Annotated in this window: 28 protein-coding genes and 4 tRNA genes; 22 read left to right on the forward strand and 10 right to left on the reverse strand. The window is 61.8% G+C overall.

Features of this window, described 5'->3' with window-relative positions; all coding sequences use genetic code 11:
- Positions 1-55: 55 nt before the first annotated feature.
- Positions 56-394, forward strand: coding sequence for a DUF2569 family protein (locus X773_RS71175; RefSeq protein ID WP_023680419.1), 339 nt, complete (start codon positions 56-58; stop codon positions 392-394).
- Positions 395-458: 64 nt separating this feature from the next.
- Here the strand turns inward: X773_RS71175 and X773_RS71180 are convergent, their stop codons facing one another.
- The 4 genes from X773_RS71180 to X773_RS71190 form a co-directional block, all read right to left on the reverse strand.
- Positions 459-1,097 carry a cupin domain-containing protein gene (locus X773_RS71180; protein ID WP_023680420.1) on the reverse strand — a complete coding sequence of 213 codons (639 nt, stop codon included), beginning with the start codon at positions 1,095-1,097 and terminating at the stop codon, positions 459-461.
- A gap of 135 nt (positions 1,098-1,232) precedes the next feature.
- Positions 1,233-1,430 (reverse strand): hypothetical protein, encoded by a 198-nt coding sequence (locus X773_RS75730; protein WP_084641813.1) that lies wholly within the window; start codon positions 1,428-1,430, stop codon positions 1,233-1,235.
- Between the two features lie 275 nt (positions 1,431-1,705).
- The gene (locus tag X773_RS76985) at positions 1,706-1,945 is read right to left on the reverse strand and encodes a hypothetical protein (RefSeq protein ID WP_156937488.1); all 240 of its coding nucleotides are present in this window, start codon (positions 1,943-1,945) and stop codon (positions 1,706-1,708) included.
- 153 nt (positions 1,946-2,098) lie between these two features.
- A tRNA-Thr gene (locus X773_RS71190) sits at positions 2,099-2,174 on the reverse strand.
- A gap of 156 nt (positions 2,175-2,330) precedes the next feature.
- On the opposite strand from X773_RS71190, the gene X773_RS75735 reads away from it, so the two are divergent.
- From X773_RS75735 to X773_RS71200, 3 genes are all read left to right on the forward strand, one after another.
- Positions 2,331-2,498 (forward strand): hypothetical protein, encoded by a 168-nt coding sequence (locus X773_RS75735; protein ID WP_023680422.1) that lies wholly within the window; start codon positions 2,331-2,333, stop codon positions 2,496-2,498.
- A gap of 175 nt (positions 2,499-2,673) precedes the next feature.
- Complete coding sequence (locus X773_RS71195; protein WP_023680423.1) at positions 2,674-2,973, forward strand: BA14K family protein; 300 nt, start codon at positions 2,674-2,676, stop codon at positions 2,971-2,973.
- A 464-nt stretch (positions 2,974-3,437) separates the two neighbouring features.
- Positions 3,438-3,794 (forward strand): hypothetical protein, encoded by a 357-nt coding sequence (locus X773_RS71200; protein ID WP_023680424.1) that lies wholly within the window; start codon positions 3,438-3,440, stop codon positions 3,792-3,794.
- Positions 3,795-3,834: 40 nt separating this feature from the next.
- On the opposite strand, the gene bhcR is transcribed toward X773_RS71200, so the two are convergent.
- A complete protein-coding gene (gene bhcR, locus X773_RS71205) occupies positions 3,835-4,692 on the reverse strand; it encodes an HTH-type transcriptional regulator BhcR (protein WP_023680425.1) in 858 nt (285 codons plus the stop codon).
- 202 nt (positions 4,693-4,894) lie between these two features.
- On the opposite strand from bhcR, the gene gcl reads away from it, so the two are divergent.
- The 3 genes from gcl to X773_RS71220 all read left to right on the forward strand — a co-directional run bounded on the left by gcl (position 4,895) and on the right by X773_RS71220 (position 8,546).
- Positions 4,895-6,676 (forward strand): glyoxylate carboligase, encoded by a 1,782-nt coding sequence (gene gcl / locus X773_RS71210; RefSeq protein WP_023680426.1) that lies wholly within the window; start codon positions 4,895-4,897, stop codon positions 6,674-6,676.
- A 23-nt stretch (positions 6,677-6,699) separates the two neighbouring features.
- Positions 6,700-7,497, forward strand: a complete 798-nt coding sequence (hyi, locus tag X773_RS71215) for a hydroxypyruvate isomerase (RefSeq protein ID WP_023680427.1) — start codon at positions 6,700-6,702, stop codon at positions 7,495-7,497.
- A gap of 161 nt (positions 7,498-7,658) precedes the next feature.
- Positions 7,659-8,546: a 2-hydroxy-3-oxopropionate reductase gene (locus X773_RS71220; protein ID WP_023680428.1), complete on the forward strand. Its 888-nt coding sequence runs from the start codon at positions 7,659-7,661 to the stop codon at positions 8,544-8,546.
- Positions 8,547-8,690: 144 nt separating this feature from the next.
- On the opposite strand, the gene X773_RS71225 is transcribed toward X773_RS71220, so the two are convergent.
- Entirely contained in the window at positions 8,691-9,542 is an 852-nt protein-coding gene (locus X773_RS71225) for an RNA methyltransferase (protein ID WP_023680429.1), read from the reverse strand.
- A 202-nt stretch (positions 9,543-9,744) separates the two neighbouring features.
- Here X773_RS71225 and X773_RS71230 point away from each other — a divergent pair.
- Positions 9,745-9,829: transfer RNA gene (locus X773_RS71230), tRNA-Tyr, on the forward strand.
- Between the two features lie 67 nt (positions 9,830-9,896).
- A tRNA-Gly gene (locus tag X773_RS71235) sits at positions 9,897-9,970 on the forward strand.
- Positions 9,971-10,145: 175 nt separating this feature from the next.
- On the opposite strand, the gene X773_RS71240 is transcribed toward X773_RS71235, so the two are convergent.
- Positions 10,146-10,613 (reverse strand): YidB family protein, encoded by a 468-nt coding sequence (locus X773_RS71240; protein ID WP_023680430.1) that lies wholly within the window; start codon positions 10,611-10,613, stop codon positions 10,146-10,148.
- Positions 10,614-10,772: 159 nt separating this feature from the next.
- Between X773_RS71240 and X773_RS71245 the strand changes: the two genes are divergently transcribed.
- Positions 10,773-11,030 (forward strand): GlsB/YeaQ/YmgE family stress response membrane protein, encoded by a 258-nt coding sequence (locus X773_RS71245; RefSeq protein ID WP_023680431.1) that lies wholly within the window; start codon positions 10,773-10,775, stop codon positions 11,028-11,030.
- Between the two features lie 45 nt (positions 11,031-11,075).
- Here X773_RS71245 and X773_RS71250 read toward each other — a convergent pair whose 3' ends face one another.
- From X773_RS71250 to X773_RS71260, 3 genes are all read right to left on the reverse strand, one after another.
- Positions 11,076-11,699 (reverse strand): N-acetylmuramoyl-L-alanine amidase, encoded by a 624-nt coding sequence (locus tag X773_RS71250; protein ID WP_023680432.1) that lies wholly within the window; start codon positions 11,697-11,699, stop codon positions 11,076-11,078.
- A gap of 141 nt (positions 11,700-11,840) precedes the next feature.
- Positions 11,841-12,290 (reverse strand): GFA family protein, encoded by a 450-nt coding sequence (locus tag X773_RS71255; RefSeq protein WP_023680433.1) that lies wholly within the window; start codon positions 12,288-12,290, stop codon positions 11,841-11,843.
- A 33-nt stretch (positions 12,291-12,323) separates the two neighbouring features.
- The gene (locus X773_RS71260; RefSeq protein ID WP_023680434.1) at positions 12,324-13,211 is read right to left on the reverse strand and encodes a DMT family transporter; all 888 of its coding nucleotides are present in this window, start codon (positions 13,209-13,211) and stop codon (positions 12,324-12,326) included.
- A gap of 272 nt (positions 13,212-13,483) precedes the next feature.
- Here X773_RS71260 and X773_RS71265 point away from each other — a divergent pair, with 272 nt between their 5' ends.
- The 12 genes from X773_RS71265 (at position 13,484) to rpoB (ending at position 25,785) form a co-directional block, all read left to right on the forward strand.
- Positions 13,484-14,332 (forward strand): elongation factor Tu, encoded by an 849-nt coding sequence (locus X773_RS71265; protein WP_023680435.1) that lies wholly within the window; start codon positions 13,484-13,486, stop codon positions 14,330-14,332.
- Positions 14,333-14,492: 160 nt separating this feature from the next.
- Positions 14,493-16,220 carry a hypothetical protein gene (locus X773_RS71270; protein WP_023680436.1) on the forward strand — a complete coding sequence of 576 codons (1,728 nt, stop codon included), beginning with the start codon at positions 14,493-14,495 and terminating at the stop codon, positions 16,218-16,220.
- A 102-nt stretch (positions 16,221-16,322) separates the two neighbouring features.
- The gene (locus tag X773_RS71275; RefSeq protein WP_023680437.1) at positions 16,323-16,805 is read left to right on the forward strand and encodes a group II truncated hemoglobin; all 483 of its coding nucleotides are present in this window, start codon (positions 16,323-16,325) and stop codon (positions 16,803-16,805) included.
- A 145-nt stretch (positions 16,806-16,950) separates the two neighbouring features.
- Positions 16,951-17,454, forward strand: coding sequence for a hypothetical protein (locus X773_RS71280; RefSeq protein ID WP_031213131.1), 504 nt, complete (start codon positions 16,951-16,953; stop codon positions 17,452-17,454).
- A gap of 77 nt (positions 17,455-17,531) precedes the next feature.
- Positions 17,532-17,607: transfer RNA gene (locus X773_RS71285), tRNA-Trp, on the forward strand.
- A 364-nt stretch (positions 17,608-17,971) separates the two neighbouring features.
- Complete coding sequence (gene secE, locus X773_RS71290; RefSeq protein ID WP_023680439.1) at positions 17,972-18,175, forward strand: preprotein translocase subunit SecE; 204 nt, start codon at positions 17,972-17,974, stop codon at positions 18,173-18,175.
- 27 nt (positions 18,176-18,202) lie between these two features.
- Complete coding sequence (nusG, locus tag X773_RS71295; RefSeq protein WP_006333333.1) at positions 18,203-18,730, forward strand: transcription termination/antitermination protein NusG; 528 nt, start codon at positions 18,203-18,205, stop codon at positions 18,728-18,730.
- A gap of 160 nt (positions 18,731-18,890) precedes the next feature.
- Positions 18,891-19,319, forward strand: a complete 429-nt coding sequence (gene rplK, locus X773_RS71300) for a 50S ribosomal protein L11 (RefSeq protein WP_023680440.1) — start codon at positions 18,891-18,893, stop codon at positions 19,317-19,319.
- Positions 19,320-19,323: 4 nt separating this feature from the next.
- Positions 19,324-20,022: a 50S ribosomal protein L1 gene (gene rplA, locus X773_RS71305; RefSeq protein ID WP_023680441.1), complete on the forward strand. Its 699-nt coding sequence runs from the start codon at positions 19,324-19,326 to the stop codon at positions 20,020-20,022.
- Between the two features lie 392 nt (positions 20,023-20,414).
- The gene (rplJ, locus tag X773_RS71310; protein WP_008875657.1) at positions 20,415-20,933 is read left to right on the forward strand and encodes a 50S ribosomal protein L10; all 519 of its coding nucleotides are present in this window, start codon (positions 20,415-20,417) and stop codon (positions 20,931-20,933) included.
- 54 nt (positions 20,934-20,987) lie between these two features.
- Positions 20,988-21,365 (forward strand): 50S ribosomal protein L7/L12, encoded by a 378-nt coding sequence (rplL, locus tag X773_RS71315; RefSeq protein WP_023680442.1) that lies wholly within the window; start codon positions 20,988-20,990, stop codon positions 21,363-21,365.
- A 283-nt stretch (positions 21,366-21,648) separates the two neighbouring features.
- Positions 21,649-25,785: a DNA-directed RNA polymerase subunit beta gene (rpoB, locus tag X773_RS71320; RefSeq protein WP_023680443.1), complete on the forward strand. Its 4,137-nt coding sequence runs from the start codon at positions 21,649-21,651 to the stop codon at positions 25,783-25,785.
- The last annotated feature ends 106 nt before the right edge of the window (positions 25,786-25,891 follow it).

Genomic DNA, 25,891 nt, shown 5'->3' on the forward strand with positions numbered 1-25,891 from the left:
CCGCGACTTAGCGAAACGCTTGTCCGCGATTTACTGAAACGGCTGTCCCAATTTAGTGAAATCCGCAGTCTACGGAGAGATTGCCCTCTTGCTGGCGTTTGTGGTGTTCCAGGTGGTTGTGCTCTTTGCGATGCTGCTGCGGAGTTACCGCTTCAAGCAGCTATTCCTGTATCAGTGGTTTGCAATACCAATCGTGTTTATTCTGGACGCGGCATGGATCTCAGCGGTTATGAGCGCTCCTGTGAGCTTGGTGCTTGCAGGGGATGCGCTGGTAATGCCCGCAGTTTCTTTTGTCCTGACCGGCATCTGGGTCGCCTACGTCTACAAGTCGGTCAGGGTGAGAAACACGTTCGACCGGGTCGCCATATCCGGTCATGTCGCGAGTGCTTCATAGAGCTTGCCGCGAGTCCTATGTATGGCTGCCGACAAAAATGCCGGGCGCCCAATATGGACCCGGATCATCCGGCTACTAGGCCTGCTCGAGCGAGGATTTCAGGAGCCGGCGTGACATGCCCGTGCGGCTTGCAGTAGTCCGGGTCGATCGCGCGATAGCCGAGCAGATGGCCGAGTGGCGCCAGGATCGCCAGCGCCACTCGCTGAATCGAAGGTGGCGGGTGCGTGAAGACGATCACGTCGGCAAATTCTCTGGCGATGACTGCTGCCTGAAGCGGCGAAGGTCTACCTTTTCTGTCCACCTTGCCGGCATTGGCCAGGCCGAAGAGCATGCCGATCAGCAGCTCGAAACGGTTCGGGTCGACATTGTCCGCACCTGGCGCCCGGTCGACTTCGACCAGGACATGCGCTTCTTCGGTTTTGCTGCTGTTCCACCAATCATGTGCGACGCCTGCTTCGACCGTGGCGGATTGGCCAGGCCCCAGGGACAAAGTTTTCCCGGCGATGCAAGCGTCGAGACGGCCACGGAGGACGGTAAACCGTTCCGTCAGGTTCGGGTGGAAGTGCTCGCCCACCACTGCGGCTCCCGGCCGGGCTGTCAGATGAGCGATGCCAGGTCCCTGGCCGCGGTCTTCGGTGCCACGCAGGATGACCGCATATTCGCCGGTCACTTTGTTCTCGTAGACATCTCCACAGCGTGACATGGATCGGCTCCGGAGTTTCAGAGCACCACTGCCCGGCAACTCTATCGTCAAAGGCTTGGTCGTTCAACGACGCTCCAACGGGCGATTGCGGAAACACCAGTTGCCGGCTCTTCGTCAACGCGAGCGATCAGCGCTCTACCGAACATGCTTAGGCGGCCGCGCACGCGGAAACGGCACAACCGTCAGTGGCGCCTTGCGGAATTCCGCGATGGCTATTTCTTCAATCAGCGCGTCGAGGGCCTCGTTGACGCGTCGGCTCGTTTCATCCGCGCCGCAGAGGCGGTTTTGTGCGCACTCCAAAAGCTCGCGCGCCGCGGCGAAATCACTTCGCATGACAACACCCTTTGGTTTTTGGCCCGCCGCACCGACATTGTCGGCGCGCTTAATTGAGCGAGTGCTAATATACACAGGAGCAATTTAATCGAATGGTACGAGATGGCCGAGGCCGGGAGAGAGGGCCGAAATGACGGCTCTGCAACCGCGAAGTCACGCCCGGGCTCAGCGTCTCTAGATATGAGATGCTAACTCGTTGTCTGGCGACAGATTTTGCCAGCAATTTCACGGAAGTTTCTGGTGACCCGACGAGGACGGTCCCGACACGTACGCCCCTAATACGATCTTGGGCGGCTTATATATTCTCTGGCGGCGGCAATCTGGCGCCGGTGCTCGCGGAGGAAGGCTGCGCCGAAACAAATGGCGAAGGCCAGTACTGAAAGGCTTGTCGTTGCTCTTGATGTTGGATCGGGATCGGGACTTAGCAGGAAACGGAAACCGAACGCGAAGGCGAAGACGATAAATCCGCCAAATATGCCGTTGATGAAGGGGGCGGTCGTGCGTTTCTGCTCCAACGAAGACTCCTAGGTTTTCCGCTAGGGAACTATGGTTTCCGCTAGGGAATATATGCGTTGAAGCTGATGTGCTACCGATCCTGACGGCCCCGGCCTGTGGATATCGGGGATGAGCAGATATCAAGCGCCCCGGAGGTCTCAAGAAGCCCGTACTGGTGCCCCCGGACGGAATCGAACCGCCGACCTTCGGTTTACAAAACCGCTGCTCTACCAGCTGAGCTACAAGGGCACGGCGCTCCGGTTACCATATCTGCTGCGCCAGTAAAGACAAAACTCCGTTTTCCGCTGCCGCGAACGCGGCGGTTCTGCCGCCAAGGCGTCCTGAAAACGGCCAATTCGCTTCCTATATTGATCGAAGGTGCAATTGCATCAGCGAGGCAGTCGCATGATCAGGTTTGTCATCATTCTCCCGCTCGTCGTCGTGGCCTGGGTTCTCCTGGTGAAGCTCGTCAAGGACCTGAAGCACGCCAATATCGACTGGACCGGCGTCACCACCATCATCGGCTTCATCGCGCTCGCCTTCTGGCTTCGCCATATCACCGGCATGGGCTGAGGCCTGCCGGTTGTTCCGGTGAACTGTCGACGGCGCGACCGTTCGTGGTCGCGCATCAGACCGCGCGATTTCTCCCTTCGAAAAAAATCCAAAAGGACCTTCGAACCTTTTTCCTTGTTGCGACGACTGATGGTCAAGAGGCGGTTGGATCGCCTCCCACAACAAGGAGATCGTCATGTTCAAGCGCACCATCGTTTCCGGCCTCGTCGCCACCACTGTCGCCGCCGCCATGCTGGTCGGCACCGTTCAGCCGTCGGCCGCCCATCACAAGCACAAGCACCTCGGCATCGGCATTGCCGCAGGTGTCGGCGGCTTCCTGCTCGGCAGCGCGCTGGCCCAGCCGCGCACCGTCTATATCGAGGAAGGCGGCGGCTCGTGGCACGTCCGGCGCTGCCTCAATCGCTACCAGAGCTACGACCCGTACTCGGACACCTATGTCGGCTACGACGGCTATCGCCATCGCTGCTGGCTTTGAGGGCCACTATGCCAGCTTGGGAGGAGGTGACCGTTTCAGGCAACCGGAAGAAGGGGCACCCCACTGCCCCTTTTTCTGTGTGTCTGAGTGGCAGGGCAGAGGGGTTGTTCCTCCGACCTCTTAGGACCTGGGTTCCTCGCCCGCCGCGAAGCGGGGGAGAGGTGGCCGCCTACGGGTCTTGCCTTCGGCAAGCCCGAGGACAGGCTCCGCGGCCGGAGAGGGGGCCTTCGTAGGGCGCGGTCCCCTCTCCGTCGCGGCTTCGCCGCGCCACCTCTCCCCACTTCCGTGGGGCGAGGAACCCAAGCTGGAATAAAGCCGCGCTCCGTCAGCCTCTCTGTCCTGTCGAACATCGTCCACTTAAGGCGAGATCGGATGCCGCTTCAGCATTCGCCAACACTCTTGCCGATGTACAGCGATTTCCCAACAGCCTAATCTGCACCGAGCCGAAACAGGGGAGAGGGCGCTTGGGCGAGCAAGATCCGAACGAAGAGCCGATCGAGACAATTTTCCGCAACGGCACAATCACCACCGTCGGCATCCTGCTGGCGTTCTCGCTGGGCTTCATCACGCATTGGGCCGCCAACCCGATACCGTGGGAAATCTATCACCTGGCCGCCGTCGTGCCGATTTTGATCGGCATTGCCCTGCAGATACGAGCGCTGCGGTTGCTGCTCGACATAACGTCTCTACAACGGCGCGTTTATGAACGCGCCAATCGTATCTTCATTGCCGGCCTCATCTTCACCGCCTGCGGAGTTGGGCTGGCGATGCTGCTTGATTTCTACGACCTATCGACCAAGAGCGCGGTGCCCGGGGGCTAGCTCTGGCCATCCTGGCAGATGTCGCACCATTCGGCGCTGGTCAGCGCTGCCATGCGCTCGGCTCGCTGCCAAGGCCGGGAGGGGTCGGCAGGCCGCCGATCATCCTCGTCACCTCCGCCGCCGCATCGTGCACCAGCGGGCCGATCTCGGCCAGCCGTTCCGGCGTGACCCGTACTGTCGGCCCGGAGACCGAAACGCCGCCGATCGGCTCGCCGAATTCATTGAAGATGGCGGCGGCAACGCAGCGCATGCCCGGATGCCGCTCCTCGTCGTCAACCGACCAGCCGCGCAGCTTGATCGTCACCAGGTCGCGGGCGAGCGCCGAGATGTCGGACAGCGTATTTTCGGTGAAGCGCTCCAACCCGGCCCGGCGCAGGATGGTGGCGACGCGCTCCGGCTCGAGATGCGCCAGCACCGCCTTGCCGATGCCCGAGGCATGGAAGGGGCTGCGCGTGCCCGGCCGGAAAAAGGCGCGGATCGCCTGGTGCGTCTCGACCTGACTGACGAAGACGACGCAATCGTCCTCGGCGACGCCGAGATTGGCGGTCTCGCCGGTCTTCTCCATCAGTTCCTGCATGACGATACGGGCGCGGTCGACCAGCTTGCGGCGGCGCAGGAACGCCGCGCCCATGCGATAGGTCTCGACGCCGATCGACCACAGCTGGTCAGGGCCGTCGAACTCGACCATGCCGTGGTTTTCCAGCGTCGTCAGCATGCGGTAGGCGGTGGATGCCGGCAGACCGGAACTGGCGGCGATCTCGCTCAGCGACAGGCCACTGCCATCGGCGACGATTGCCAGGATGCGCAGCGCCCGGTCCAGCGACTGCACCGAGGCGGCCTCGGCCGGCCCGTTGAAGGCGCGCGGCCGGCCGCGCTGGCGTTTTTCGGTGGTCTCCATCGGGCCATTCTTCGCTCTGTTCGCCCAACAAGCAATGAAAAAGTTTTTCACCGATTTGCCAAGCGAATTCGTGGAAAACAGAAAGTCAAATCAATTCAACTCACAAGAGCCGTTTTCTAGAAATGAAAAAATATTCTGAAAAAATTGAAAAATCATTGGTGCGCTGGCATCATAGGCTATCAACAATTCCGTGGAGGCTGACATGGCCAGGATGCGCGCAGTCGACGCAGCGGTTCTCGTTCTCGAAAAGGAAGGCATCTCCTGTGCCTTCGGCGTGCCGGGTGCTGCGATCAACCCGCTCTATTCGGCACTGAAGGCGAGGGGCAGTATCCGCCACATCCTTGCGCGTCACGTCGAGGCGGCCTCGCATATGGCCGAAGGGTTTACCCGCGCCAGATCGGGCAATATCGGTCTGTGCATCGGCACTTCGGGTCCCGCCGGCACCGACATGATCACCGGCCTCTATTCGGCCGCTGCCGATTCAATTCCCATCCTCTGCATCACCGGGCAGGCGCCGCGCGCGCGTCTCAACAAGGAGGATTTTCAGGCCGTCGACATTGCGGCGATCGCCGCACCCGTCGCCAAATGGGCTGTTACCGTCATGGAACCCTATCTGGTGCCGATGGCGCTGCAGAAAGCGTTCCATCTGATGCGCTCGTCGCGGCCGGGGCCGGTGCTGATCGATTTGCCTGTCGATGTGCAACTGGCCGAGATCGAGTTCGATATAGATGCCTATGAGCCGCTGGTGCCGTTCAAGCCGGCAATGTCGCGCGCTCAGGCCGAGAAGGCGTTGACGATGCTGAACGCGGCGGAAAAGCCTGTCATCGTCGCCGGCGGCGGCATCATCAACGCCGATGCGTCCGATCTGCTGATCGAGTTCGCCGAGGTCACCGGCGTGCCTGTCATTCCGACGCTGATGGGCTGGGGTGCGATCCCCGACGACCACCGCCTGATGGCCGGCATGTGCGGGCTGCAGACCTCGCACCGCTATGGCAATGCCACGATGCTCGAAGCCGATTTCGTTTTCGGCATCGGCAACCGCTGGGCCAACCGCCACACCGGTTCGATCGACGTCTACACCAAGGGCAAGAAATTCATCCACGTCGATATCGAGCCGACGCAGATCGGCCGCGTCTTCGCGCCGGACCTCGGCGTCGTCTCGGACGCCGGTGCGGCGCTGAAAATGCTGCTCGACGTCGCCACCGAGTGGAGGACGGCCGGAAAATTGCGCGACTGGTCGGGCTGGGCCGGCGAATGCCGGCAGCGCAAGAAGACAATGAAGCGCAAGACGCATTTCGACCAGGTGCCGCTGAAGCCGCAGCGCGTCTACGAGGAGATGAACAAGGCGTTCGGCCGCGACACCACCTATGTCACCACGATCGGCCTGTCCCAGATCGCCGGGGCGCAGTTCCTGCATGTCTACAAGCCACGCAACTGGATCAATTGCGGCCAGGCCGGCCCGCTCGGCTGGACATTGCCGGCAGCCCTCGGTGTTCGCGCCGCCGATCCGGACCGCACAATTGTGGCATTGTCCGGCGACTATGATTTCCAGTTCATGATCGAGGAACTGGCGGCCGGCGCACAGCACAGATTGCCCTACATCCATGTCGTCGTGAACAATGCCTATCTCGGGCTGATTCGCCAGGCGCAGCGCGGCTTTTCGATGGATTTCGAAGTCAGCCTGGCCTTCGAGAACGTCAACCGGAAAGACGAGCCTGAGGCGGGCTACGGCGTCGACCACGTCGCCGTTGCCGAGGCGATGGGCTGCAAGGCGGTCCGGGTGCGCCGGCCGGGGGAATTCGCCGGTGCCTTCGAAGAGGCAAAGCGCCTGATGAACGAGCACCAGGTTCCGGTGGTGCTCGAATTCATCCTCGAGCGCGTCACCAACGTTTCGATGGGTACCGAAATCGACAAGATCACCGAATTCGAGGAGCTAGCCGAACATCACGAAGATGCCCCCACGGCGATCGTCATGCTCGATTAAGCCGCATATGAGGAACTACTGCCATGCCACGGTTTTCAGCCAATCTTTCGATGCTCTTTGGCGAGCATGACTTCCTCGACCGCTTCGATGCCGCCGCCCGCGCCGGCTTCAAGGGCGTCGAGTATATCGGCCCCTATGACCATGCGCCGGATGTCGTCGCGGCCAGGTTGAAGAAGAACGGGCTGACGCAGGTCCTGTTCAACCTGCCTGCCGGCGACTGGGCCAAGGGCGAGCGCGGCATCGCGATCCTGCCCGACCGCATCCCGGAGTTCCGGCAGGGCATTGCCAAGGTCGTCACCTATGCCCATGCGCTCGGCTGCGAGCAGGTCAACTGCCTCGCCGGCATCGCGCCGCAAGGCGTCGATCGCTCCGTGCTGGAAGACGTCTTCGCCGAAAATCTGGCTTTCGCGGCCGAAAAGCTGGAGCAGGCCGGCATCAGGCTGCTGATCGAGCCGATCAACACCCGCGACATTCCGGGCTTCTTCCTGAATTACTCGGACCAGGCTCTGGCCCTGATCGACCGCGTCGGATCGAAGAACCTGTTCCTGCAATACGACATCTATCACATGCAGATCATGGAGGGGGATCTCGCCCGTACCATAGAGGCAAACCTCAACCGCATCGCGCATATCCAGCTTGCGGACAATCCCGGCCGTCATGAGCCGGGGACGGGCGAGATCAATTTTCCTTTTCTGTACAACCACATCGACCGCATCGGCTATGCCGGCTGGATTGGCGCGGAGTATAAGCCGAAGGCGGGGACGGATGCCGGACTGGGGTGGTTCCGGGACCTGGCCGGGCAGGGCAGCGCGGCGGCGTAGCGGGCAAGAGAGGCCCCCTCATCCGGCCGCTGCGCGGCCACCTTCTGCCCGCTGGGGAGAAGAGGCTGGCACCGGCGTTCGCGATCTCTTCTCCCCTCGGGGAGAAGGTGGCCCGAAGGGCCGGATGAGGGGGCGTTTCACATAGTCACTTGGAGAAAAACATGGAAACCATCGGCTTCATCGGCCTCGGCATCATGGGCGCGCCGATGGCGGGGCATCTGCTAGACGCCGGTTATCAGGTCGTCGCCAGCGACCACCGCTCGAAGCCGCCGGCCGATCTCGTCGCCAAGGGCCTGAAGACAGTCACCGGCCATGATGCCGTCGCGCGTGCCGCCGACATCGTCATCACCATGGTTCCGGATACGCCGCAGGTCGCCGACGTGCTGTTCGCTGAGAACGGCGTCGCGTCCGGGCTGACAAGAGGCAAGCTGGTCATCGACATGAGCTCGATCTCGCCGATCGAGACCAAGGAATTCGCAAAAAAGATCAACGATGTCGGCTGCGACTATCTCGACGCGCCGGTGTCGGGCGGCGAGGTCGGCGCCAAGGCGGCTTCGCTGACCATCATGGTCGGCGGTGAGGAAAAAGCCTTCGAACGCGCTAGGCCCATCTTCGAGAAGCTTGGCAAGAACATCACTCTGGTCGGACCGAACGGCGTCGGCCAGACCACCAAGGTCGCCAACCAGATCGTCGTCGCGCTGACCATTGAGGCCGTCGCCGAAGCGCTTGTTTTTGCATCGAAAGCCGGCGCCGACCCGGCCAAGGTCAGGCAGGCGCTGATGGGCGGGCTCGCAAACTCGCGCATCCTGGAAGTGCATGGCGAGCGCATGATCAAGCGCACTTTCGCGCCCGGCTTCCGCATCGAACTCCACCAGAAGGACCTGAATCTCGCCCTTGAAGGCGCGAAAGCGCTCGGCGTCGCCCTGCCCAACACTTCAACGACGCAGCAATTGTTCAACTCGTGCGCGGCGAATGGCGGGTCAAAGGAGGATCATTCGGCGCTGGTCAAGGCGCTGGAGCGAATGGCGGGATGTGAAGTGGGTGAATAGTGAATAGTGAATAGTGAATAGTGAATAGTGGGTCGGTAATCAGTAGCAGATGGGTGAGTCGTTGGTAGTGAATTGGTCACGACTTACGTACACTCTCACCATTCACCATTCACCATTCACCATTCACCATTCACCATTCACCATTCACTCTCTCAAAAACTTCCTCGCCGCATAAAGCGCCACCGCCGCGGCATTCGACACGTTGAGCGAGCGGATGGCGCCGGGCATGTCGAGCCGGGCCAGCGTCGTCACCGTCTCGCGCGTTTTCTGGCGCAGGCCTTTGCCCTCGGCGCCAAGTACCAACGCGATCTTTTCTCCGGCAAAGCTCGTTTCGAGCTCCGCCGGCCCGTCTGAATCCAGGCCGATCGTCTGGAATCCGGCCTCGTGCAGCTGCTCCAGCGCATGGGCGAGGTTCTTCACCTCGATCTGATCGATGTGTTCGAGCGCGCCGGAAGCCGACTTTGCCAGCACGCCGGATTCCTGCGGGCTGTGGCGCGCCGTGGTGATCAGTGCGCCGGCGCCGAAGGCGACCGCCGAGCGCAGGATCGCGCCGACATTGTGCGGATCGGTGATCTGGTCGAGCACCAGCACCAGCCTGGTGTCGCCGAGCGCATCGAGGCGTTTCGGTTTCAGCGGCTCGGCCTCGATCACCACGCCCTGGTGCACGGCATCCGAGCCGGTGACCTTGTCGATGTCCCTGGGTTCGACCAACTCCGCCTTGAAGGGCAAAGCGCCAAGATCGGCGATTGCCAGCCGCTCGGCAGCGTTGCGCGTCACCAGCATCTTCTTGATTTTTCGGCGCGGATTGTCGAGTGCGGCCCGCACCGTGTGCAGCCCGTAGAGCCGCACCAGCCCATCCGCCGGGTTCTCGCCGGGCGGCACCGGCTGGCGTGGCCTGAATGCAGGCGCGCCACCGCTCTTCTCGTCGCGATGCGCGCGGCGCAGCTTGGCGTAGTGGGTGTCTTTAGGGGTCTTCGATTTGTTGTCGTTGCTCATGGCCGGCTTCTATAGCCGTGTCGTCCGGCCATGGATACAGCTGCATAAGCTGCTTGTCGGGCGAGGCGTGAGATTCAGCGCTTTTTGCCGGACTGTTGCGGTTGACAGTTTTGGGCGCTGCCGCCATAAGGCGCTTCGCGGAAGGGCTGCTCAGGCAGCCGCGACGCGTCGATGCCTCGTTGCATGGCTCCGGCGGCAGACTGGAGAGGTGCCCGAGTGGTTAAAGGGGACGGACTGTAAATCCGTTGGCTATGCCTACGTTGGTTCAAATCCAACCCTCTCCACCACTGCCGGCCCGGAAGCCCTGAAACGCAGAGCGAGCGTCGGAGCGGATCCGATGCTTGACTGAAAGGCGCGGGTATAGCTCAGTGGTAGAGCAGCAGCCTTCCAAGCTGAATATGCGGGTTCGATTCCCGCTACCCGCTCCAGATTTCCCCCAAGCCGCGGCGCACCTCGCGCACGATGCCGAAGTAGGCAGCCCCAAGCGAAGCGCTTTGCCGATAGTTCAAAGTATTCGTTGCGCGTCCAGACGGACGCGCATCTTAATCTGTGTTATCGTTGTTATCGTTGTCCCGAACCGCCGGCGGCGTTGGGCGACAGGCGTCAGCTCGCGAATTTGCTGAATATGGACGCGAGCTGGTTCTGCTGCGGCACCTGCCCGTTCGGCGTCAACTGGTCGACAAGCCCTGGCAAGGCCGCGGACAATTGCTTGAGCAGATCCTGCTGGTTCAGGCCCGTCCTTTGCGCGATCTCCTGGATGATTTGTGGCCCGAGAGCACTGCCCAGATCGCTGGGGTTGATCGGCTGGTTCTGACCGGTGCCGACCCACGAATTGGCAACGTTGCCGTGGCCGGCGTCCTTCAGTTTGTCGAGCAGTCCGCCCAGACCGCCGAGCAGTCCGCCGTCGGCGGATGCGGTTGTATCAGGCGGGACGGGGGCAGGGCTCTGCGCCGCCTCCGGCTGGGCGGAACTTCCACCGCTCAGCATTTTTCCCACCAAAAGTGCGCCGAGCGCGATCATCAGCGGCTTGGCGACGTTGCCGCCGGGAACGGCATTGTCAAACAGTCCCATTGTGGATCTCCATGTCAAATTGCCCGTCCGTCTCCAACAATGACGCATCCATGGCGAATTTCAAGCCGGTTTGAGCTTTCCGTAATCATGATTTTCAAGTTGGCTTGAGCTTTGCTTAATAATGTGGAAGTAATCGGGTGCGGGGAACGGAGAGGAAAAATGTCAATATTAAGCTGGATTATTCTCGGCGTCATCGCCGGCTTCATAGGCAGCAAGATCGTCAATAAAAGCGGGCAAGGCCTTGTGCTCGACATCGTGCTCGGGATTGTCGGTGCCATCGTCGGCGGGCTCATCTTCAGCGCCTTTGGCGCGTCGGGCGTTACCGGGCTCAACATCTATAGCCTGATCGTAGCCGTGGTCGGTGCCGTGGTTGTCCTGTGGGCCTATCACCAGTTCAGCGGCAGGCGGGCTCTGTAGAAGCCGCTCGGCAATTGCGTCGGCATTCATCCGAATGCCGACCGCCTATCTGATCCTTTTGAGGATTTCGCGGATCAGCGTGTTGAGGCCGGCTTCCAGCCCTCCCACCATGATCGGCCATAATTCCTCGAGCAGTCGCTGCCATGCGGCATCGCGCCCGTTCCTCACCGGCAGATTTGGCATCGCGCCCATTGCCGCCGTCACGTCGCGGCGCAGCCGGTCGCCGCAGGCGCTTGCGCCGCTGATCGTCGGATCGAAGGGCAGCCGGGTGAAATCCCATTTTCCGCGTTGCTCGATGCCGAGATTGCTTTCGACCTCGGCGTGCGAGAGCACCGTTTTGGGCGTGACCTTGATGCGGTAATATTTGCAGAGTTCGGCGACAACCGTGGTCATCGCGTCCCACTGCGCCCTGGTCATCGGATAGCGGCCGGCATCGAACGGCCTTTCCTCCGCCCCGGCCATGCAGCAGAGCGAAACCCCGATCGAGCCGCCGTTGCAGTTGAGCGTGTGCGCGGCATATCCCGGTTTTACCCGGCTCGAATTGAGCGCGATCGAAGGCCGGCCCCTGACCAGGCGGCCATTCCCCTCGACCAGTATGTGATACGCATCCCTGTCGGTATCGCCGGCCGAATGCGAGCCGGCCGTCCAATGGCAAATGACGCGCCTCATCGCAACATTGGGCAACCAGTCGGGCGGCAATGCCACAGAAATCCCCGCGACATAAGTTCAGTGACGGAGCACAGTATAGTTTCGTTGGCGGCCGACGCGAAAACGAAACGATAATTTGGTTGAGCGTTTTCTAACGGTCAGCTATTCGCCGGCATCTCCGGCGACCGCGTGTTCTCTGTATTGCGGCAGATCGTCGGTGATCGTGAACCACTTCGCCTTCGAGCCGACGAAGATGTGCTGCGTCGGGCGGATGGTCGGCTCGTCGACCAGGGTTCCCATGGCGACATGCACGAAGGCACCGTCGCGGACCACGGAATAGAGCAACGAGCCGCAGGTCTTGCAATGCGCGTCATGGCCGGTTTCGTCGCCGAAGATCATGAGATTGTCCTCGCCCCTCGCCAGGCTCAGCCTGTCGCGCTCGATGCCGGCGAATGGCTTGAAGGCCGAGCCGGTGGTGCGCCGGCAGTTCGAGCAGTGGCAGTTCGTGGCATAGACGAACGCGTCCGCCACCGCGTACTGAACGGCGCCGCACAGGCACTTTCCGATAAGCCTGCGGTTGCGTGAATTCTGGTTGTCATCCGGGCTTGCCACGCGCTCCTCCTATTGTGCAGGCCGATTTCAGTTTCAAGCGACGACGGTCAACCGGCGCTTGCGCTCGTCGAGCGAGACGATGGTCAACCCGCTGGCCACCACCAGCAGGATGCCGCAGATGGCCAGCGCATTCGGGAGCTGCCGGAATACCACCAGGCCTGAAATCACCGCCCAGACGGTAAAGCAATAGTAGAACGGCGCCACCACGCTGGTCGGCCCGACGCGATAGGCCATGAAGATAAAGAAGTGGCCGAAGATCAGGAACAGTCCGGCGCCGCCCATCAGCAGCAGGTGACGGATTTCAGGCACCACCCACTGCTCGGAAACCAGATGCGCAACGCCGGCGCCGGTGAGCACCACAATCACCGCGGAAATAGCGACGATCATCCCCGGCACGTCGGCGGCGACCTTGCGTCCGGCCAGATCGCGCGCCGCGGACAGGGCGGCATTGCCTAGCGCCAGCAGGGCATAGACCGAAATCCCCTGCATCGTCGGTTGTGCAACCATCACCGCGCCGATAAAACCAAGGCCGATCAGCGCCATGCGCAGCCCGCCGATCCGTTCGCCAAACAGCATCGAGGAGCCGACCAGCATCAGCAAGGGCGTGATCTGCCCGAGCGCGGTCGAATCGGCGATCTGCATGTTGGCGAGCGCCACCACGTAGCAAAGGATAGCACCCAGTTCGAGCAGGTTCCTGCGCAAAACCTTCGCGTCGAGGATCAGCGGAATTTGCTTGCCATAGCCCAACATGAACAGCAGCGGAATGCCCCACAATGTTGCCGCAGCGCCGCGCAGGAACAGCACCTCATAGGGCGGCAGTCCCGCGGTTGCGAGCTTCATCATCGTGTCGTTGACGATGTAGGACCCGGTCGAAACGACCATGAACAGCGGGCCTCGTATGGCAGTCGGGATGAAATGCATCGGCCCACGAAATCAGACCGGCGCCAGGGCGGCAATGGGCCAGATCCGGCTGTAAATCCGACAAAGCCGTCAGCCGCCGCCGTAACCATTCCATTTGCCCTTGTTCGTTCCTATATCCGCGCCACATTCTCCGAAACCGGATCACACGTTCGGGCCGGGCGAGCGCGCTCGGCGACAAGGCACTTGTGTTTTTCGGCCTTAGTCGCTAATCGCCCCGCATTCGACTGAACTGAAGGTCCAGGCCGTCCCCAGGCCGTCCAAGGAAAGAGACTATGGCAAAAGGTAAATTCGAGCGCACTAAGCCTCATGTGAACATTGGCACGATTGGTCACGTCGATCATGGCAAGACGTCGCTGACGGCGGCGATCACCAAGTATTTTGGCGAATACAAGCGCTACGACCAGATCGACGCGGCGCCCGAAGAGAAGGCGCGCGGCATCACCATTTCGACGGCGCACGTCGAATACGAAACCGCCAACCGCCACTATGCCCATGTCGACTGCCCCGGCCACGCCGACTATGTGAAGAACATGATCACCGGTGCCGCGCAGATGGACGGCGCGATCCTGGTGGTGTCGGCCGCCGACGGCCCGATGCCGCAGACCCGCGAGCACATCCTTTTGGCCCGCCAGGTCGGCGTGCCCTCGATCGTGGTGTTCTTGAACAAGGTCGACCAGGTCGACGACGCCGAGCTGCTCGAGCTGGTCGAGCTCGAGGTGCGTGAGCTTTTGACCAAGAACGAGTTCCCCGGCGACGACATTCCGATCGTCAAGGGTTCGGCGCTTGCCGCACTTGAAGATTCCGACAAGAAGATCGGCGAGGACGCCATCCGCGAATTGATGGCTGCGGTCGATGCCTACATCCCGACGCCGGTTCGTCCGCTCGACAAGCCGTTCCTGATGCCGATCGAGGACGTGTTCTCGATCTCGGGCCGCGGCACGGTTGTGACCGGCCGCGTCGAGCGCGGCGTCGTCAAGGTCGGCGAGGAGCTGGAGATCGTCGGCATCCGTCCGACCACCAAGACGACCTGCACGGGCGTCGAGATGNAGAAGCTGCGCTTCGCCATCCGTGAAGGCGGCCGCACCGTCGGTGCCGGCATCGTCGTCACCATCAAAGAGTAATCGCCGGCGCTGCCGGTTGAGATCGGATGCAAAGGGGGCGGTCTTCGGGCCGCCCTTTTTGATTCTGATATTCTGGCAATGGATTAACCGCATTGCTTCAAATCCTGTTGCAAGCGCCTCTGCCATAACTAGTATAGGTTGCATCGAGGGGGCTGCCCGAATGGTTCCATGGCGCCGTTTGCATTGTCAGGCATGGTGGTCGCTAGGGCTGATCTGCCTGGTGTCGTTGCTTGCCATGGGCCACGCTGCCTTCGCAGCGGATGCAAAGAAATCCACGCCGGAAAAATCCGCGCCTGATTTCGGCCCGACGATGCGGTTCGTCGTCGTCCGCAGCAGCGCGCCGGGCTGCGAGCCGACCTGTCCGGAATGGATATCGGCGGAAGGCTCGATAGAAGCCGGCACGCCGGCCCTGTTCAAACGCGCGCTGAAAGCGCTTGGCGGCCGAAAGTTGCCGATCGTCGTCGATTCCCCCGGCGGCAATGTCGAAGCTGCGCTGACACTTGGCCGCCTGATCCGCAAGAACAAGCTCGATATCGCCGTCGGTAAAACCGGTTTCGTCGGCTGTCTGCCAGATATGAAGAACTGCAAGGAAAACGACGGCAAGGGCTCCCGTTATTTCGGCGAAGCCTATGCCAACGGCGCCATCTGTAATTCCGCCTGTCCGTTGATGTTTTCCGGTGGCATCCGGCGCGTGGTCGGGGAATGGGCCTTTCTCGGCGTCCATCAGATCACCACGACCTATATCCGGACGAAATTGCTGTACCGCACCACTTATCGCATGGTGAAAGGCAAGAAGAAGATACTCAGCACCAGGGTCGTCAGCCGGAAGAACGCCGGCAGCTACAAGACCTACGAAATGAACAAGCCGCTGGAGAGGCGGCTATCGGCCTATCTGAAGGAGATGGGTATTGATAAGGGCGTGCTGGATATCATGAAGGCAACGCCAGCCAGCGATATAAGGCAGATCAAGCCGGGAGATATGCTGGCGATGAAGCTCGTCACCAGCCTCGAGTCCGTCGACATCCTGACGGAAGCAGCCATATGCCGGCGGAGCCCGGCGCCGGCGAACTGCAAGGAAATCCCTGCGAATGCCAAGCCGGCCGAGGTGGCAGCGATCGATGCGAAGGCCAGACCTTCTCAACCGGCTCAAGTCCCACTTTCTCAGCCGGCGAAGGCGGCACCTACCCAGCCGGTCGAGGCAGCGCCAGGGAATGGGGCGCCGGAGATGCGCTTCGTTGTGGTTCGCGGCAGCAATCCGCTGTGCAATCCCAACTGCCCGGAATGGATCTCGGCGGAAGGCGCGATTACCGCTGACACGCCCGAAAAATTGCGCCAACTGCTTGACAGCGTCGGCGACCGGCGCCTGCCCATCGTTATCAACTCGCCGGGTGGTGATGTGCTCGGTGCTTTGGCGGCCGGAAGGCTGATCCGCGAACGCAAGCTCGACGTCGCTGTGGCCCGGACGGATTTCATTGGCTGCGAGCCGCGGCAGGCCGACTGCACGGCCGAAGACGGCGTCTACAACGGGCTGACGGTCGATGCCGGCGGCGGTTGCGGCTCGGCCTGTCCGATCATGCTCGCCGGCGGTGTCAAACGCCTGGTCGGCCCGCGTGCACAGTTGAGCGTGCATTCGGTAGGGCAGGAGCAAAAGGTCAAGGCCTATCTCGAGGACATGGCCATCGGCCCCGGTCTGTTTACCGCAATTCAGCTGTATTCAGTCGAACGGCAGCTCGAACTCGACAGGATGCTGAAATACGGGCTGATAACCGGGCATCAATCGGCAGACGAATTGACAGGCCCCGGCATCTGCAGATCGGAGCCACGGCCGGAAAACTGCCGCGAAGCCTCGGGCGCCAAGGCTCAGGCCAGCACGCCGGTCAAATCGTAACGCGGGCATTGCGGCCGACTGCCCATCGAGGCAGGTTGAGCGGCGCGCGATGTTTCCGCTATCGTCAGCCACGGTTGAAGACCAGCATGGGAGGGATCGCGAATGAGCCAGGATGTCCCGACATTGTTTGAATGGGCCGGCGGCTCCGAAGCGCTGAACCGCCTGACCCAGACCTTCTACGACAACGTCTCTCGGGACCCCATCGTCGGGCCGGTGTTCAAGCATATGTCGCCGGATCATCCCGCTCACGTCGCGGCTTTCATCGGCGAAGTTTTTGGTGGACCGAAAACCTACAGCGAAAAGCACGGCGGCCATCGCGAGATGGTGATGCATCATCTTGGCAAGCATCTGACCGAGGAGCAGCGCCGGCGCTGGATCAATCTTCTCGCCGACGCCGCCGACGAGATCGGGTTGCCTGACGATCCCGAATTCCGCTCGGCCTTCATGGCCTATGTCGAATGGGGATCGCGGCTGGCCAAGATGAACTCCAACAAGGGCCCGACCTGCGATCCCGAGACCGAACCAATGCCGGCCTGGGGTTGGGGGGTGCCAGGCGGCCCCTACAAGCCGCCTTCGGGAGACTGACCGGGGCGCGAATCGGTCGAAAACCCTGCCGCCAGGACCCGATTTGCGGGAAATGGGTGGCGGTGAATGGTTCGGTCCGCCAGGCTGGAACGGTTTGAGGCCACCGTGGCCGGCGGAGGCCGCGCTGAAAAACCGGAGGCCTGCGATGGGATCGGACAGCAAAGCAAATTCTGACAGCAACCGCGGAATCCGAAATCCGTTTGGCGTCATGGACGTCCCCACTCCCGACGACGAGGAGGTGTCGGCGTTCGCCGCCGGCGTGAAACTGGAGGGAACTCCAAGCGATGAAAATGCCGAGGCATCGGGCACCGAAAGCGACCGCGACCGCAACGACACCGTCGAAGGCAGCTGGTCCAGCCGATGGAACGGCGGTGCCGATCCCACGATCCCGGGCGATACCGAGGATAAATGGAAGTCCGGCCGGGGCGAGGTGAAGACGGCGGGAGAGAGGGTTTACCTGCTGTTCGATTGGCATGATGGCGTGCGCAAGGGGCTCATCGATGCGCGGCGGCAGGGTGCGAAAGGGCTGGTCGGAAAATATATCAATCTGACCGACCCGAAAATCGTGCGTCCCTGGGTCGGCTTGATCGTCAGCAATCAACGGATCGACGGGAAATGGCCGGGAGGACGCCTGGACTTTCGAAGATGAAGGCCGGGTAGCGCACGTCGCTCTTTACAGAGCGCGCGGAAGCTTTTAGGAAGCGCCTGCTGCGCCGACATGCGCATACGGGCATAGCTCAGTTGGTAGAGCGGCGGTCTCCAAAACCGCAGGTCGTAGGTTCGAGCCCTGCTGCCCGTGCCATTCTTTGAATGGATACCTAAAAACGATTCTTTTGCAGTGCGGCCTTTGAAAACCGGCTTGTGACTTGCCATATAGCATAAGTTGCGGCATAAGGGCCGCATAGCCGGGACGGAACGACTGGATGGTTCCGAGGCGGCGTTTGGGCATAGAGCGGACACTTGCCACTTGCGTGGATCAAGAATCGGTTTTATGTAGACGAAACAGACACGCGACGCGTGGAGCTGGGAAGCCGGCTTTACGCGTCTGATTTGCATGGGCGAAATGATTGCGCTGATTCGGCGCGAACGCACGCTCAAGCGGCACGTCCCGGCCAGCGGGATCATCCAGGAGACCCGGCCAACGGGTCTTGCAGACAGAGCGGCATATGGCTTCGAAAACCACAAATCCTTTCACCTTTCTCCAGCAGGTTCGCGCGGAGACCGCCAAGGTCACTTGGCCGTCGCGGCGCGAAACGATGATCTCGACGGTGATGGTCCTTGTGTTCGCGGTCATCGCGATGATCTTTTTCTTTACCGCAGACGTGGCCATGGGCTTTGCGGTCGAAAAAATCCTCGGCCTCGGACAGTAAGTCCGGCGATTACGGAGAAGTCTTGAAATGACCGCGCGGTGGTACATCGTCCACGCCTACTCGAACTTTGAAAAGAAGGTTGCCGAGGACATTGAGAACAAGGCCAAGCAGAAGGGCCTGTCCGCCGACATCGAGCAGATCGTGGTGCCGACCGAGAAGGTCGTCGAGATCCGCCGCGGCCGCAAGGTCGATGCCGAGCGCAAGTTCTTTCCGGGCTATGTGCTGCTGAAAGCCAATCTGACCGATGCCGTGTTCTCGCTCGTCAAGAACACGCCGAAGGTCACCGGTTTCCTGGGCGACTCCAAGCCGGTGCCGATCACCGAAGCCGAAGCCCAGCGTATCCTGAACCAGGTTCAGGAAGGCGTCGAGCGGCCGAAGCCGTCGGTGACGTTCGAGATCGGCGAAGCGATCCGCGTTTCGGATGGACCATTCGCGTCGTTCAACGGTTTCGTCCAGGAAGTGGACGAAGAGCGGGCGCGGCTCAAGGTGGAAGTTTCGATCTTCGGGCGCGCCGTGCCGGTCGATCTGGAATTCGGACAGGTCGAGAAGGGCTGATCCGAAATCCCTGCACCGGTTTCGGCGGCAGGGAAGGCGGCGCGGAGATCGCGCGGCCAAAAACGGGTGGGAGGCGAATGCGGCTTTAGCCGGCCGCGCGGACCGCACCACCAGACTGCAACCGCCGGCAAGACCGGCATGAGAAAAGGCAGGAAGAGAGATGGCTAAGAAAATTGCAGGCCAGCTCAAGCTCCAGGTTTCCGCGGGATCGGCCACGCCGTCGCCCCCGATCGGCCCGGCGCTTGGTCAGCGTGGCATCAACATCATGGAGTTCTGCAAGGCGTTCAACGCGCAGACCCAGGAAATGGAAAAGGGCTCGCCGGTTCCGGTCGTCATCACCTACTACCAGGACAAGTCGTTCACCTTCGTCATGAAGACGCCGCCGGTGAGCTACTTCCTGAAGAAGGCTGCCAACCTGAAGTCGGGCTCGAAGGAGCCGGGCAAGGTCAAGGCTGGCACGATCGGCCGCGACAAGGTGCGCGCCATCGCCGAGCAGAAGATGAAGGATCTGAACGCAAACGACGTCGAGGCGGCCATGCGCATGGTCGAGGGCTCCGCCCGCTCGATGGGTCTGGAAGTGGTGGGCTGAGATCATGGCAAAGATTGCAAAGCGTGTATCGAAGACCCGCGAAGGCATCGATCCCAACAAGGCTTATGCTTTGGGTGAGGCGCTGAAGCTGCTCAAGGATCGCTCCTCGGTGAAGTTCGACGAGACGATCGAAGTCGCGATGAACCTCGGCGTCGACCCGCGCCATGCCGACCAGATGGTCCGCGGCGTGGTCAACCTGCCGAACGGCACCGGCCGCAGCGTTCGCGTCGCCGTGTTCGCGCGTGGCGACAAGGCCGAGGAGGCCAAGGCCGCCGGCGCCGACATCGTCGGAGCCGAGGATCTGGTCGACATCGTCCAGAAGGGCACGATCGACTTCGACCGCTGCATCGCCACGCCGGACATGATGCCGCTGGTCGGCCGTCTCGGCAAGGTGCTCGGTCCGCGCGGCATGATGCCGAACCCGAAGGTCGGCACCGTCACCACCGACGTTACCGCCGCCGTCAAGGCATCGAAGGGCGGCGCCGTCGAGTTCCGCGTCGAGAAGGCCGGCATCGTTCACGCCGGCGTCGGCAAGGTCTCGTTCGACGTCAAGGCGCTGGAAGAAAACGTCCGCGCCTTCGCTGACGCGGTGACCAGGGCAAAGCCGGCTGGTGCCAAGGGCAACTACGTCAAGAAGGTGTCGGTCACCTCGACGATGGGCCCGGGCCTCAAGCTCGACGTCTCGACGCTCGCAGCGTCCTGATACGAACAATTGGATCGGCCGCTAAAACGCTGATCCGTGAAAGAATTCCGGGCCTCCGACCTGTCGGCGGCCCGGTACCGGAAGTCGAAAGGCTTCCGGACATCCTGTCCGAGATTGCAGGCGGCCCCCAAGCCTTAGGTGATGTGGGCCTTAATTCATGTGGGCCTGCATGAGACGGGTGAAGACCGGACAAAGGAGCCACAAGCTCCAATGAAAGGTTCGAACCGTGTTTGCCTTTTGTCTGCGCACCGTCCGGCTTGCCGGCAGGTGTGGCGAAAGGGGGCAGGATCCTCGAGCGTCGTTCGGGAGATCCGTTACTGGATGGCCCGGCCGGCAAAAGGCAACCCGACGCCTGTCCTTCGTAGAGGGCAGGGGTCAACTGGAGATAGGCAGTGGACAGAGCGGAAAAACGCGAACTCGTCACGGGCCTGAATGATGCGTTCTCAAGCGCTGGTTCAGTCGTCGTGGCCCACTACGCCGGTATCACCGTCGCGCAAATGAACGACCTTCGGTCGAAAATGCGCGCCGCCGGTGGCACCGTCAAAGTCGCGAAGAACCGTCTCGCCAAAATCGCTCTTCAGGGCACGGACTCCGCATCGATCATCGAGCTGTTCAAGGGACAGACGCTGATCGCCTATTCGGAGGATCCGATTGCGGCGCCGAAGGTCGCGTCCGATTTCGCCAAGGGAAATGACAAGCTCGTCATTCTCGGCGGCGCAATGGGTACCACCTCGCTCAATGCCGACGGTGTGAAGGCACTCGCCACACTTCCGTCGCTCGATGAGCTGCGCGCCAGGCTGGTTGGCATGATCGCCACGCCGGCAACCCGGATCGCCCAGATCGTCAATGCGCCTGCGGCTTCGGTCGCGCGCGTCATCGGCGCTTACGCCCGGAAGGACGAGGCGGCATGAGGCCGTTCCTCGCTATCACAAACACACGTTCGAACCTTATGAAGGAACATTGCAATGGCTGATCTGGCAAAGATCGTAGACGACCTTTCGAAGCTAACCGTCCTCGAGGCGGCCGAGCTGTCGAAGCTTCTTGAAGAAAAGTGGGGCGTTTCCGCCGCTGCTCCGGTGGCGGTTGCCGCTGCCGGCGGCGCTGCGGCCGCTGCTGCTCCGGTCGAGGAAAAGACGGAATTCGACGTCGTCCTCACCGAGGCAGGCGCTCAGAAGATCAACGTCATCAAGGAAGTTCGCGCCATCACCGGTCTTGGCCTCAAGGAAGCCAAGGACCTGGTCGAGGCGGCTCCGAAGCCGGTCAAGGAAGCCGTTTCCAAGGCCGACGCGGACAAGTTCAAGGCCCAGCTGGAAGCAGCCGGCGCCAAGGTCGAACTGAAGTAAGCGTTGAGTACCGGCGGACGGCGTCGCGCCGTCCGCCACTCCTTTCGCGTCGAAGGGAGGCTGCGTAACGCGAAGAGTGCGAAAACCTCTTTCCTGAGGGCCGCAAACCGGCCTTCAGGAAACGGGTTTTCTCCCGTTTCTGGCCCGCCGCCAATTGGCGGCGGGTGAAAAGACAAGAAGCCGCCGACAGGCGGCGGGCAACAAGACAGGGCCGCCAAGGTGGCCCGAGATGCAAGGCGAGCCGCGGCGAGGCTCGTCCCGAGAATTGAGCTAAGGAGCGACGATGGCCCAGACCCAGACTTTCAATGGCCGCAGACGCGTACGCAAGTTTTTCGGAAAGATCCCGGAAGTTGCGGAGATGCCGAACCTGATCGAGGTTCAGAAGGCATCCTATGACCAGTTCCTGATGGTGGAGGAGCCCAAGGGTGGGCGTCCTGACGAGGGACTGCAAGCAGTTTTCAAGTCGGTCTTCCCAATTTCCGATTTTTCCGGCTCCTCGATGCTGGAATTCGTGAAGTATGAGTTCGAGGGACCGAAATTCGACGTTGACGAATGCCGGCAGCGCGACCTGACCTATGCGGCGCCGCTCAAGGTGACGCTGCGCCTCATCGTGTTCGATATCGACGAGGATACCGGCGCCAAGTCGATCAAGGACATCAAGGAGCAGGACGTCTACATGGGCGACATGCCGCTCATGACCTTGAACGGCACCTTCATCGTCAACGGCACCGAGCGCGTCATCGTCTCGCAGATGCACCGTTCGCCAGGCGTCTTCTTCGACCATGACAAGGGCAAGTCGCACTCGTCCGGCAAGCTTCTGTTTGCCGCGCGCGTCATTCCCTATCGCGGTTCGTGGCTCGACATCGAGTTCGATAGCAAGGACGTCGTGCATGCCCGCATCGATCGCCGCCGCAAGATTCCGGTGACGTCGCTGCTGATGGCGCTCGGCATGGACGGCGAAGAGATCCTGTCGACCTTCTACAACAAGATCACCTACAAGCGCGCCGGCGACCATTGGCGCATCCCGTTCAACGTCGAGCGTTTCCGCGGCCTCAAGGCCGTTGGTGACCTGGTCGACGCCGACACCGGCGAAGTCGTCGTCGAGGCCGGCAAGAAGATCACCGCCCGCCAGGCCAGGGCACTTGGCGAAAAGGGTCTCAAGGCGATCAAGGCGACCGACGAGGATCTGCTCGGCAACTACCTTGCCGAGGATATTGTCAACTACGCGACCGGCGAGATCTTCCTCGAAGCCGGTGACGAGATCGACGAAAAGACGCTGAAAGTGCTGCTTGGCACCGGTGACGATGAGATCAAGGTCCTCGACATCGACCACGTCAACGTCGGCGCCTACATCCGCAACACGCTCAACGTCGACAAGAACGAGAGCCGCCAGGACGCACTGTTCGACATCTACCGCGTCATGCGCCCCGGCGAGCCGCCGACGCTCGAGACCGCCGAAGCCATGTTCAACTCGCTGTTCTTCGACAGCGAGCGCTATGATCTTTCGGCCGTCGGCCGCGTCAAGATGAACATGCGCCTCGAGCTCAAGGCCGAGGACACCGTGCGCGTGCTGCGCAAGGACGACATCCTGGCCGTGGTCAAGACGCTGGTCGAACTGCGCGACGGCAAGGGCGAGATCGACGACATCGACAATCTCGGCAATCGCCGCGTGCGCTCGGTCGGCGAGCTGATGGAGAACCAGTACCGCGTCGGCCTGCTGCGCATGGAGCGCGCGATCAAGGAACGCATGTCCTCGATCGAGATCGACACGGTGATGCCGCAGGACCTGATCAACGCCAAGCCGGCGGCTGCCGCCGTGCGCGAGTTCTTCGGTTCCTCGCAGCTGTCGCAGTTTATGGATCAGACCAACCCGCTTTCGGAGATCACCCACAAGCGCCGTCTTTCGGCGCTTGGACCGGGCGGTCTGACCCGCGAGCGTGCCGGTTTCGAAGTGCGCGACGTGCACCCGACGCATTACGGCCGCATCTGCCCGATCGAGACGCCGGAAGGCCCGAACATCGGCCTGATCAACTCGCTTGCGACCTTCGCGCGCGTCAACAAATACGGCTTCATCGAGAGCCCGTACCGCAAGATCGTCAACGGCAAGCTGACCAATGAGGTCGTTTACCTCTCGGCTATGGAAGAGGCCAAGCACCACGTCGCGCAGGCCAATGCCGAGCTCGACAAGAATGGTCATTTCGTCGACGAATTCGTCATTTGCCGCAACGCCGGCGAAGTGATGATGGCGCCGCGCGAAAACGTTGATCTGATGGATGTGTCGCCGAAGCAGATGGTGTCGGTGGCCGCGGCCCTGATCCCGTTCCTCGAGAACGATGACGCCAACCGTGCGCTGATGGGCTCGAACATGCAGCGTCAGGCCGTGCCGCTGGTGCGCGCCGAAGCGCCGTTCGTCGGCACCGGCATGGAGCCGATCGTCGCCCGTGACTCGGGCGCCGCCATCGGCGCCCGCCGCGGCGGCATCGTCGACCAGGTGGACGCGACGCGTATCGTCATCCGCGCCACGGAAGATCTCGATCCCGGCAAGTCCGGCGTCGACATCTACCGGCTGATGAAGTTCCAGCGTTCGAACCAGAACACCTGCATCAACCAGCGTCCGCTGGTGCGCATGGGCGACCGGGTCAACAAGGGCGACATCATCGCCGACGGCCCGTCGACCGAGCTCGGCGATCTGGCCCTCGGCCGTAACGTGCTGGTCGCGTTCATGCCGTGGAACGGCTACAACTACGAGGATTCCATCCTCCTGTCCGAGCGCATCGTCGCCGACGACGTCTTCACCTCGATCCACATCGAGGAGTTCGAAGTCATGGCCCGCGACACCAAGCTGGGGCCGGAGGAGATCACGCGCGACATTCCCAACGTCTCGGAAGAAGCGCTGAAGAACCTCGATGAGGCCGGCATCGTCTACATCGGTGCGGAAGTGCAGCCGGGCGACATCCTGGTCGGCAAGATCACGCCGAAGGGCGAAAGCCCGATGACGCCGGAAGAAAAGCTGCTGCGCGCCATCTTCGGTGAAAAGGCCTCGGACGTGCGCGACACCTCGATGCGCATGCCTCCGGGAACCTTCGGCACCGTCGTCGAAGTGCGTGTCTTCAACCGCCACGGCGTCGAGAAGGACGAGCGCGCCATGGCGATCGAGCGCGAGGAGATCGAACGCCTCGCCAAGGACCGCGACGACGAGCAGGCGATCCTCGACCGCAACGTCTATTCGCGTCTTTCCGACGTTCTCGTCGGCAAGGAAGCGATTGCCGGGCCGAAGGGCTTCAAGAAAGGCTCGAAGCTGTCGAAGGACACGCTCGACGAGTATCCGCGTTCGCAGTGGTGGCAGTTTGCCGTGGAGAACGAAAAGCTCCAGAGCGAACTGGAAGCCCTGCGTGGCCAGTACGACGATTCCAAGAAGGCGCTCGAACAGCGCTTCATGGACAAGGTCGAGAAGGTGCAGCGCGGCGACGAGATGCCTCCGGGCGTCATGAAGATGGTCAAGGTCTTCGTGGCCGTGAAGCGCAAGATGCAGCCCGGCGACAAGATGGCCGGCCGGCACGGCAACAAGGGTGTCGTGTCGCGGATCGTTCCGGTCGAGGACATGCCTTTCCTCGAGGACGGCACGCATGCCGATATCGTGCTTAACCCGCTGGGTGTGCCGTCGCGCATGAATGTCGGCCAGATCCTGGAAACGCATCTGGGCTGGGCTTGCGCCGGAATGGGCAGGAAAATCGGCGATCTGATCGACGCGTACAAGACGGCGGGCGACATCAAGCCGCTGCGCAAGACGCTCGAGAGCTTCATGCCTTCCAACGACCGCAACGAGCCGGTCCGCGAATATGACGACGAGAGCATCGTTCGCCTCAGCGAGCAGATGCGCCGCGGCGTCTCCATCGCGACACCGGTGTTCGACGGCGCGCACGAGGCCGACATCAACATCATGCTGGAGCAGGCGGGCCTGCACACCAGCGGTCAGTCGCAGCTCTATGACGGGCGCACCGGCGAGCCGTTCGATCGCAAAGTGACGATGGGCTACATATATATGCTCAAGCTTCACCACCTTGTGGACGACAAGATCCACGCGCGTTCGATCGGGCCGTACTCGCTCGTTACCCAGCAGCCGCTGGGCGGCAAGGCGCAGTTCGGTGGCCAGCGCTTCGGCGAGATGGAGGTCTGGGCGCTCGAAGCGTACGGCGCCGCCTACACGCTGCAGGAGATGCTGACGGTGAAGTCGGACGACGTCGCCGGCCGCACCAAGGTCTACGAGGCGATCGTCAGAGGCGACGACACCTTCGAGGCCGGCATTCCCGAGAGCTTCAACGTTCTCGTCAAGGAAATGCGGTCTCTCGGCCTCAATGTCGAGCTGGAGAACACCAAGCTCGACGACAACCCGATCCGGCTGCCCGACGCGGCCGAGTAGGCAAGACGCTCGGTCGCGAGAGAGGGCTCTCGCGACCGGGGCGCACCCAAATTCTTCGGCCGATGGCCGATCAAGTCGGCGGGCGTTTGGCCCGCGCTAGATGCAA

This window comes from Mesorhizobium sp. LSJC280B00 (assembly GCF_000502835.1).
In the GTDB taxonomy this organism is placed as follows: Bacteria; Pseudomonadota; Alphaproteobacteria; order Rhizobiales; family Rhizobiaceae; genus Mesorhizobium.

What these genes read in the sequence shown, in the direction of transcription:
- X773_RS71240 (WP_023680430.1), bottom strand. Translation starts at nt 10,613, where the DNA reads ATGGGACTGTTTGACAATGCCGTTCCCGGCGGCAACGTCGCCAAGCCG.
- rplL (WP_023680442.1), top strand. Translation starts at nt 20,988, where the DNA reads ATGGCTGATCTGGCAAAGATCGTAGACGACCTTTCGAAGCTAACCGTC.
- X773_RS71225 (WP_023680429.1), bottom strand. Translation starts at nt 9,542, where the DNA reads ATGAGCAACGACAACAAATCGAAGACCCCTAAAGACACCCACTACGCC.
- hyi (WP_023680427.1), top strand. Translation starts at nt 6,700, where the DNA reads ATGCCACGGTTTTCAGCCAATCTTTCGATGCTCTTTGGCGAGCATGAC.
- X773_RS71195 (WP_023680423.1), top strand. Translation starts at nt 2,674, where the DNA reads ATGTTCAAGCGCACCATCGTTTCCGGCCTCGTCGCCACCACTGTCGCC.
- rpoB (WP_023680443.1), top strand. Translation starts at nt 21,649, where the DNA reads ATGGCCCAGACCCAGACTTTCAATGGCCGCAGACGCGTACGCAAGTTT.
- X773_RS71270 (WP_023680436.1), top strand. Translation starts at nt 14,493, where the DNA reads ATGGTTCCATGGCGCCGTTTGCATTGTCAGGCATGGTGGTCGCTAGGG.
- X773_RS71180 (WP_023680420.1), bottom strand. Translation starts at nt 1,097, where the DNA reads ATGTCACGCTGTGGAGATGTCTACGAGAACAAAGTGACCGGCGAATAT.
- bhcR (WP_023680425.1), bottom strand. Translation starts at nt 4,692, where the DNA reads ATGGAGACCACCGAAAAACGCCAGCGCGGCCGGCCGCGCGCCTTCAAC.
- nusG (WP_006333333.1), top strand. Translation starts at nt 18,203, where the DNA reads ATGACCGCGCGGTGGTACATCGTCCACGCCTACTCGAACTTTGAAAAG.
- secE (WP_023680439.1), top strand. Translation starts at nt 17,972, where the DNA reads ATGGCTTCGAAAACCACAAATCCTTTCACCTTTCTCCAGCAGGTTCGC.
- X773_RS75735 (WP_023680422.1), top strand. Translation starts at nt 2,331, where the DNA reads ATGATCAGGTTTGTCATCATTCTCCCGCTCGTCGTCGTGGCCTGGGTT.
- X773_RS71250 (WP_023680432.1), bottom strand. Translation starts at nt 11,699, where the DNA reads ATGAGGCGCGTCATTTGCCATTGGACGGCCGGCTCGCATTCGGCCGGC.
- rplA (WP_023680441.1), top strand. Translation starts at nt 19,324, where the DNA reads ATGGCAAAGATTGCAAAGCGTGTATCGAAGACCCGCGAAGGCATCGAT.
- X773_RS71280 (WP_031213131.1), top strand. Translation starts at nt 16,951, where the DNA reads ATGGGATCGGACAGCAAAGCAAATTCTGACAGCAACCGCGGAATCCGA.
- X773_RS71220 (WP_023680428.1), top strand. Translation starts at nt 7,659, where the DNA reads ATGGAAACCATCGGCTTCATCGGCCTCGGCATCATGGGCGCGCCGATG.
- X773_RS71275 (WP_023680437.1), top strand. Translation starts at nt 16,323, where the DNA reads ATGAGCCAGGATGTCCCGACATTGTTTGAATGGGCCGGCGGCTCCGAA.
- X773_RS71260 (WP_023680434.1), bottom strand. Translation starts at nt 13,211, where the DNA reads ATGCATTTCATCCCGACTGCCATACGAGGCCCGCTGTTCATGGTCGTT.
- X773_RS75730 (WP_084641813.1), bottom strand. Translation starts at nt 1,430, where the DNA reads ATGCGAAGTGATTTCGCCGCGGCGCGCGAGCTTTTGGAGTGCGCACAA.
- X773_RS71245 (WP_023680431.1), top strand. Translation starts at nt 10,773, where the DNA reads ATGTCAATATTAAGCTGGATTATTCTCGGCGTCATCGCCGGCTTCATA.
- gcl (WP_023680426.1), top strand. Translation starts at nt 4,895, where the DNA reads ATGGCCAGGATGCGCGCAGTCGACGCAGCGGTTCTCGTTCTCGAAAAG.
- rplK (WP_023680440.1), top strand. Translation starts at nt 18,891, where the DNA reads ATGGCTAAGAAAATTGCAGGCCAGCTCAAGCTCCAGGTTTCCGCGGGA.